Origin of the sequence: Pelomicrobium sp. G1 (assembly GCF_051905455.1) — a bacterium.
Lineage (GTDB): Bacteria > Pseudomonadota > Gammaproteobacteria > Burkholderiales > UBA6910 > Pelomicrobium.
Genome location: NZ_JBQACR010000002.1, coordinates 201,848 through 209,538 on the forward strand (window position 1 = coordinate 201,848; position 7,691 = coordinate 209,538).

General features: G+C 65.1%; 7 protein-coding genes. 1 reads left to right on the forward strand and 6 read right to left on the reverse strand.

Annotated features, from left to right (window positions below):
* Window positions 1-13: 13 nt before the first annotated feature.
* The 3 genes from ACTFO6_RS03140 to ACTFO6_RS03150 form a co-directional block, all read right to left on the reverse strand.
* The gene (locus ACTFO6_RS03140; protein ID WP_147798461.1) at window positions 14-568 is read right to left on the reverse strand and encodes a DJ-1 family glyoxalase III; all 555 of its coding nucleotides are present in this window, start codon (window positions 566-568) and stop codon (window positions 14-16) included.
* Between the two features lie 72 nt (window positions 569-640).
* The gene (locus ACTFO6_RS03145) at window positions 641-1,060 is read right to left on the reverse strand and encodes a ribulose bisphosphate carboxylase small subunit (protein ID WP_439932985.1); all 420 of its coding nucleotides are present in this window, start codon (window positions 1,058-1,060) and stop codon (window positions 641-643) included.
* Window positions 1,061-1,074: 14 nt separating this feature from the next.
* The gene (locus ACTFO6_RS03150; RefSeq protein ID WP_439932986.1) at window positions 1,075-2,526 is read right to left on the reverse strand and encodes a form I ribulose bisphosphate carboxylase large subunit; all 1,452 of its coding nucleotides are present in this window, start codon (window positions 2,524-2,526) and stop codon (window positions 1,075-1,077) included.
* 129 nt (window positions 2,527-2,655) lie between these two features.
* Between ACTFO6_RS03150 and ACTFO6_RS03155 the strand changes: the two genes are divergently transcribed.
* Window positions 2,656-3,585: a LysR substrate-binding domain-containing protein gene (locus ACTFO6_RS03155; protein ID WP_439932987.1), complete on the forward strand. Its 930-nt coding sequence runs from the start codon at window positions 2,656-2,658 to the stop codon at window positions 3,583-3,585.
* A 123-nt stretch (window positions 3,586-3,708) separates the two neighbouring features.
* On the opposite strand, the gene fba is transcribed toward ACTFO6_RS03155, so the two are convergent.
* The 3 genes from fba to ACTFO6_RS03170 form a co-directional block, all read right to left on the reverse strand.
* A complete protein-coding gene (gene fba / locus ACTFO6_RS03160) occupies window positions 3,709-4,773 on the reverse strand; it encodes a class II fructose-bisphosphate aldolase (protein WP_439932988.1) in 1,065 nt (354 codons plus the stop codon).
* A 34-nt stretch (window positions 4,774-4,807) separates the two neighbouring features.
* Window positions 4,808-6,286: a pyruvate kinase gene (gene pyk, locus ACTFO6_RS03165; protein WP_439932989.1), complete on the reverse strand. Its 1,479-nt coding sequence runs from the start codon at window positions 6,284-6,286 to the stop codon at window positions 4,808-4,810.
* A 72-nt stretch (window positions 6,287-6,358) separates the two neighbouring features.
* Window positions 6,359-7,540 carry a phosphoglycerate kinase gene (locus tag ACTFO6_RS03170; protein WP_439932990.1) on the reverse strand — a complete coding sequence of 394 codons (1,182 nt, stop codon included), beginning with the start codon at window positions 7,538-7,540 and terminating at the stop codon, window positions 6,359-6,361.
* Window positions 7,541-7,691 lie beyond the last annotated feature (151 nt).

Below are 7,691 nucleotides of genomic sequence, written 5' to 3' on the forward strand. Positions count from 1 at the left end.
GGTCATGGCGTGTTCAGGCGGGTAGCACCAACCCGCTCTCGACCTCGTTCCGCTTGTCGCGACCGGCGAGCTTCTCGACCAGCGCAAGCGCGAATGGGATGGACGTGCCCGGACCGCGCGAAGTGATCACGGTACCGTCTTCGACCACCGCCTCCTCGCGGTAACGCACGCGGTCGATGGCGACCTGGTCCTTGAACTTCGGGTTGCTCGTCGCCTGCTTGCCGTCGAGGTGGCCGTAGGCCGCGAGGATCGACGGCGCGGCGCAGATCGCGGCGAGGTAACGGCCCTTCGATCGGAACCGCTCGAGCAGCTCGCGGACGCGGGCGTCCTCGCGCAGGTGCGCGACACCCGGCATGCCGCCAGGCAGCACGATCATGTCGAAGTCCTCGTTCATGACCGCATCGAGCGTCTCGTCCGGATGGAGCACGGTGTGGCGCGAGCCCTTCACCGGCCCCGCGCCCAGACCCGCAACCACGACCTGGATCCCGGCGCGACGCAGGATGTCGATCACTGCGACCGCTTCCAGCTCCTCGAAGCCATCCGCCAAAGGGATCAGAACACGTGCCATGCCTCGTTCACCTCGTTTGACTGCGCGTGACGCACGGCCAAGGGCGGCGGGCACCATGCCCGCCGCTTTGGGTTAGCGGTAGCGCTCGCCCTTGGCCTTGTCGGTGGCGTAGGAATGGATGGTGTAGCGGATCGTACGCCCTTGGGCCTCCTGGCGCCAAAGATGGAAACCCGGTTCCTCCTTGGGCCGCTGCACGATGAAGGACAGGCGCGGCGTCTCCCAGCCCCGGGTGGAGTCGTAGGCCGTCACCCGGATGTAGTGGTCGGGGTAGGCCTTGCGGCAGGCGTTGACCTCGTACATGATGCCCGCAGGGTCCTTGAGGTCGAACATGGGGATGCCCCACATCTCCCAGTAGGTATTGCGCGGGTGGGGGTCATCAGTGAATTCCACGTTGATCGCCCAGCCCTGCCTGAGGGAATACTCGATCTGTTTCTTGATCTGCTCGTCGGTAAGGTCGGGCAGGAAGGAAAAAGTGCCTTGGGTCAGTCTCATGGCTGCTCCTCGATTCAGGCGACGGGGGTCTCCAACGGCACGAAGTCCGGCGTGTCTGTGGAGGCGTAGTTGAAGGTGATGTCCTTCCACACGTCTAGCGCGGCCCGCAGGGGCTGGCACCATTTGGCCGCCTGCTCCAGGATCTGGGGGCCTTCTTCCCAGATGTTGCGGCCTTCGTTGCGCGCCAGCACCATGGCCTCCAGCGCCACCCGGTTCGCGGTGGCTCCGGCGGCGATGCCCATGGGATGGCCGATGGTGCCGCCGCCGAACTGCAGCACCACGTCCTCCCCCAGGTAGGTGAGGAGCTGGTGCATCTGCCCGGCGTGGATGCCGCCGGAGGCGACCGGCATCACCTTGCGCAAGCCCGCCCAGTCCTGCTCGAAGAAGATGCCGCGGGGCAGATCCACCGTGTTGCGGGGCTCGCGCAGCACGTTGTAGATGCCCTGCACGGTGTTGGGGTCGCCTTCCAGCTTGCCCACCACGGTGCCGGCGTGGATATGGTCCACACCGGCCATGCGCATCCACTTGGCGATCACGCGGAAAGAGATGCCGTGGTTCTTTTGGCGCGTGTAGGTGCCATGACCGGCTCGGTGCAGGTGCAGGATCATATCGTTCTTGCGCGCCCACTTGGCCATGGACTGGATGGCGGTGTAGCCGATCACCAGGTCGATCATGATGATGACCGAACCCAGCTCCTTGGCGAATTCCGCCCGCTCGTACATGTCCTCCATGGTGGCCGCGGTGACGTTCAGATAGTGGCCTTTCACCTCGCCGGTCTCGGCCGCGGCCCGGTTGACCGCCTCCATGCAGTAGAGGAAGCGGTCGCGCCAGTGCATGAACGGCTGGGAGTTGATATTTTCGTCGTCCTTGGTGAAGTCCAGGCCCCCGCGCAGCGCTTCGTACACCACCCGTCCGTAGTTGCGCCCCGACAACCCCAGCTTGGGCTTGACGGTGGCGCCGAGCAGGGGTCGGCCGAACTTGTCTAGCCGCTCCCGCTCCACTACGATCCCGGTGGGCGGCCCATCGAAGGTCTTAACGTAAGCGACGGGGATGCGCATGTCCTCCAACCGCAAGGCCTTCACCGCCTTGAACCCGAACACGTTGCCGATGATGGAAGCGGTCAGGTTGGCGATGGAGCCCGGCTCGAAAAGGTCCAGGTCATAGGCGATATAGGCAAAATATTCGCCCGGGCGGTTGGGCACGGGATCGACCCGGTAGGCCTTGGCCCGGTACATCTCGCAAGCCGTGAGCCGGTCGGTCCACACCACGGTCCAGGTGGCGGTGGAGGACTCGCCCGCCACCGCCGCAGCGGCCTCTTCCGGCTCGACTCCTTCCTGGGGCGTGACGCGGAACAGGGCGATAACGTCGGTGTCCTTGGGCTGGTAATCGGGCTCCCAGTAGCCCATGACCTTGTAGGGGATGACCCCCGCTTTGTAGCGTTCCTTCGGATCTGTGATAGTGCCCATGGTCGGTCTCCCTCTCGGGCTGAACGTGAAAGATGGAAAAAGTGTAGCCCTGGCAAACTATAAGCGAAACTTGTATTTTTTAATTGTAATGATAAGCTGAAGCTTAGTTTCCACGAGGCGGAGCTCGCCATGCTGCATGTGACCCTGCGCCAATTGCGGGTGTTCGAATCGGTCGCCCGGCACCTGTCCTTTTCCCGAGCGGCGGAGGAACTGTTTCTTTCCCAGCCGGCGGTGTCCATGCAGATCAAGCAGCTCGAAAACCAGGTGGGGCTACCCCTCTTCGAGCAAATCGGCAAGAAGATCTACCTCACTGAAGCAGGCAAGGAGATCTACCACTACAGCCGGGCCGTCGCCCAGCAGCTCTCGGACATGGAGCACGCACTGAACGAGTTGAAGGGCCTGGAGCGCGGGCGCCTGGCCATCGCGGTGGTGTCCACGGCCAATTTCTTCGCGCCCCAGCTCCTCGCCCGCTTCGTGCAGCAGCACCCCGGCGTCCAGGTGAGTCTCTCCGTGGTGAACCGGGAGACGGTGCTGCGGCAACTGGCGGAGAACGAGATCGATCTGGCCATCATGGGACTGCCGCCGGAAGGGCTAGACGTGCGCTGGCAGCCGTTCATGGAAAACCCCCTGGTGGTAATCGCGCCCCCCAGCCATCCCCTCACCAAGGAAAAGCGCATCCCCATGAAGCGGCTCGCCGAGGAGGTGTTCGTCATCCGCGAGCCCGGCTCGGGTACCCGGGGCGCTATGGAGCGCTTTTTCGCCGAGCACCGGGTGCAGCTCAAGACCAGCATGCAAATGGGCACCAACGAGGCGATCAAGCAAGCGGTGCAGGCCGGGATGGGGCTGGGTGTGGTGTCCTACCACACCATCGAGCTGGAGCTGGAGACCAAGCGGCTCAAGGTGCTGGACGTGGTGGGCTTTCCGATCCGGCGCAACTGGTACCTGGTGCACCGGCAGCAGAAGCGCCTGTCCAAGGTGGCCGAGGCGTTCCGCGAGTTCCTGCTCAAGCAGGCCGAGCGCCTAATGCAGAGCAAGGCGCCGGAGAAGGTCCACGCCTGAAGGGTGCCAGCGAGCGGCGATTTCCGTCGCCCTGGAGCAGCCGTTCGGGCAACAGGTGGGTGAAGGCGGCCGGGCGGCCGCCTTTCCGGTGCAAAAATCACCCCATGGAGCGGGAGCGAGGCTTCAGCGCACCACCTGCTTCAACTCACCTTTGGCGTACATCCGGGCCATGGCATCCAGGGGAATCGGGTCGATGCGGGAGGCCTGGCCCGCGGTGCCGAAGGCCTCGAAGCGCGCTTTGCAGATCTCCTTCGCCGCGAGCATCGCTTCCTTAAGGAACTTGCGGATGTCGAACTCGCTCTTGTTCTTGGCCAGGGAGCGACGCATGGCGCCGGTCATGGCAAGACGGATGTCGGTGTCGATGTTCACCTTGCGCACCCCATGGCGGATGCCTTCCTGGATTTCCTCCACCGGCACGCCGTAGGTTTCCTTCATCTCGCCGCCGTACTCCCGGATCACCTGCAGCCACTCCTGGGGCACGCTGCTGGAGCCATGCATCACCAGGTGGGTATTGGGGATGCGGCGGTGGATCTCCTTGATCCGGTCCATGGCCAGGATGTCGCCGGTGGGAGGCCGCGAGAACTTGTAGGCCCCATGGGAGGTGCCGATGGCCACCGCCAGGGCGTCCACCTGGGTCTCCCGCACGAACTCGGCCGCCTGCTCCGGGTCGGTGAGGAGCATGTCGTGGGTGAGGGCCCCTTCCGCGCCCGACCCGTCTTCCTTGCCGGCGGTCATGGTCTCCAGCGACCCCAGGCAGCCGAGCTCGCCCTCCACCGATACGCCCACCCAGTGGGCCATTTCCACCACCCGGCGCGTGACCTCCACGTTGTACTCGTAGGAGGCGGGCGTCTTCATGTCCTCCTTGAGGGAGCCGTCCATCATGACGCTGGTAAATCCCGAGCGGATCGAGGCCTGGCACACGGCGGGGCTCGCACCGTGGTCCTGGTGCAGCACCACCGGGATGTGGGGATACTGCTCCACCGCGGCCAGCACCATGTGGCGCAGGAATGCCTCCCCCGCGTACTTACGGGCCCCGGCGGAAGCCTGCATGATCACGGGGCTGTCGGTCTCGTCGGCGGCCTGCATGATGGCCTGGATCTGCTCCAGGTTGTTGATGTTGAACGCCGGCACGCCGTAGCCGTGTTCCGCGGCGTGGTCGAGAAGCTGGCGCAGTGCGATCAGAGCCATGGCAACCTCCTATTGTGTGGGAAACGAGATGCCCTCAGGCCTTCCTGCGCCGCGGCCTCGCCGCGGCCTGGGTAAGGCCCTGGGTGATTCGATACTCGCCCACGCGCACGACCTTTAGCGTATTGGTATGTCCGGCGAGGCCCACCGCCTCGCCGATGGTCAAAACGATCAAATCGCCTTCCCGCACCGCGCCGCGCCGCAGCAGTTCGTCCTCCGCCGCCCGCAGGGTCTCCTCCCGGTCGTGGGAGGGGGGATTGAAGCGGATCGGATGCACGCCCGAGAACAGGGCCATCTTGCGCCTGGTCTCCACCACGGGAGTCAGGCCGTAGATCGGCACCCCCGAGTTCATGCGGGACATCCACAGAGCGGTAGAGCCGGACTGGGTGAGCGCCCCGATAGCCTTGGCCTTGAGGTGATAGGCGGTGAAGAGGGCCGCCATGGCGATGGACTGGTCGATGCGGGTGAACACCTGGTCCATGAAGTCCCGGTCCAGGTGGATTTCCATCTGTTTTTCCGCCTCGACGCACACCCGGCTCATGGTTTCCACCGTCTCCACCGGATACTGGCCCACGGCCGTCTCGGCGGAGAGCATCACCGCATCCGTGCCGTCCAACACGGCGTTGGCCACGTCGGACACCTCGGCCCGGGTGGGCACGGGGTTGGAGACCATGGACTCCATCATCTGGGTGGCGGTGATCGCCAGGCGGTTGCGGGCACGGGCCATTTTGATCATGCGCTTCTGCAGCGCCGGCACCACCGCGTCGCCGATTTCCACCGCGAGATCCCCCCGCGCCACCATGATGGCGTCGGATTCGTCCAGGATCTCGGGCAGAGCGTCGATCGCCTCGGCCCGCTCGATCTTGGCCACCAGGAGGGACTTGCCGCCCGCTTCGTGCAGTAGCTCCCGGGCCGCCCGCATGTCCTGGCCCGACCGGGGGAACGAGACCGCCAGGTAATCGGCCTTGAGCGCCACCGCGGTCTTCAAGTCCTCCACATCCTTCTCTGTAAGCGCCGGCGCCGTGAGACCACCGCCGCGGCGGTTGATGCCCTTGTTGTTGGACAGCACCCCCCCAGCGATCACCCGGGTGTAGATTTCGGGGCCCTTGACCCTCTCCACTTCGAGCACGATGCGCCCGTCGTCCAAAAGCAGGATCGCGCCCTTGGACACATCGTTGGGAAGCTCCTTGTAGTCGAGCCCGACCCGCTCTTCGTTGCCCAGCTTGCACTCGGCGTCCAGAATGAAAGTCTGGCCCGGCACCAGGGTGACTTTGCCCCGCTCGAACTTGCCGATGCGGATCTTGGGGCCCTGCAGATCCGCGAGGATGGCCACGGTGCGGCCGGCGCTGCGGGCAAGGGAGCGCACCAGCTCGGCGCGCTTGACGTGCTCCTCCACGGTACCGTGGGAAAAGTTCATGCGCACCACATCCACCCCCGCATCGATCATGCGCTCCAGCACTTTGGGATCGCTCGAAGCAGGTCCCAACGTGGCGACAATCTTGGTGCGGCGTAGCATATGCGGTTCCATCGGATGGGTTGGAAGCCTTAAAGTTTACTCCCATAGCCCATATGATGGAACCGCGTTTCATTATCCGGAAGCGCGTTGCTCGAGAATTTCGACCGCCGGCAGCTTCTTTCCCTCAAGAAACTCCAGGAACGCTCCGCCCCCTGTGGAAATATAGGAGATCTTGTCCCCGACCCCGTATTTGGCGATGGCCGCCAGGGTGTCCCCGCCTCCGGCGATGGAAAAGGCCGAAGACCCGGCGATGGCCAGGGCCAGCCGTCGGGTGCCTTCCCCAAACGGGTCGTACTCGAAAACCCCCAGGGGGCCGTTCCACACCACCGTGCCCGCCTGGCGGACGAAGGCCTCCAGGGCGGTCGCGGACTGGGGCCCGATATCCAGGATCAGGTCGTCGTCGGCCACGTCCTTCGTGGCCTTAAGCTCTGCTTTTGCTTTCGGCGATAGCTCTTTGGCGCACACCACGTCGATAGGGATGGGCACCCCGCCGCCCCGCTCCTCCATAAGCCGCATGATTTCCCTGGCTTCATCCACCAGCTCAGGTTCCGCCAAGGATTTGCCGATTTTCCCCCCAGCCGCCAGGATGAAGGTGTTGGCGATGCCGCCCCCTACGATGAGCTGGTCCACCCGCAGCGCCAGGTTCTTGAGGATGGTGAGCTTGGTGGAGACCTTGGAGCCGCCCACGATGGCCACCAGGGGCCGCCTCGGGTTCTCCAAGGCCTTGCCCAGGGCCTCCAGTTCCGCCGCCAGGAGGGGCCCAGCGCAGGCCACCCGGGCGTACTTGGCGATCCCATGGGTGGTGGCCTCGGCCCGGTGGGCCGTGCCGAAGGCGTCGTTCACGTAGACGTCGCACAGGGCCGCCATCTTCTGGGCGAGGGCGTCGTCGTTTTTCTTCTCGCCTTTGTTGACGCGGCAGTTCTCCAGCATCACCACCTCGCCGGGCTTCACTTCTATCCCGTCCACCCAGTCCCGGATCAGGGGGATCTTCCGTCCCAGCAGCGCCGAGAGGCGCTCGGCCACCGGGGCGAGGGAGTCCTCGGGCTTGAGCTCCCCTTCGGTGGGACGCCCGAGATGGGAGGTCACCATCACCGCCGCCCCTTGCTCCAGGGCGTAGCGGATGGCGGGCAGAGACGCGCGGATGCGGGTGTCGTCGGTGATGCGGCCCGCGTCGTCCATGGGGACGTTCAGGTCGGCGCGGATGAACACCCGCTTGCCCCGGAGATCCACATCGGTCATCTTCAGCACCGCCATGGCGCGCCTCCCGCAACGAGGGTGGATCGCCCTCCGAACCCGCTCATCTCGCGTTCATCCAGGCCACGGTGGTATCCAGCATCCGGTTGGAGAAGCCCTGGGCGGTTGTGGCTCCGGCCGCTCGCCTTCCCTCGCTTCACGGCGCTTCGCG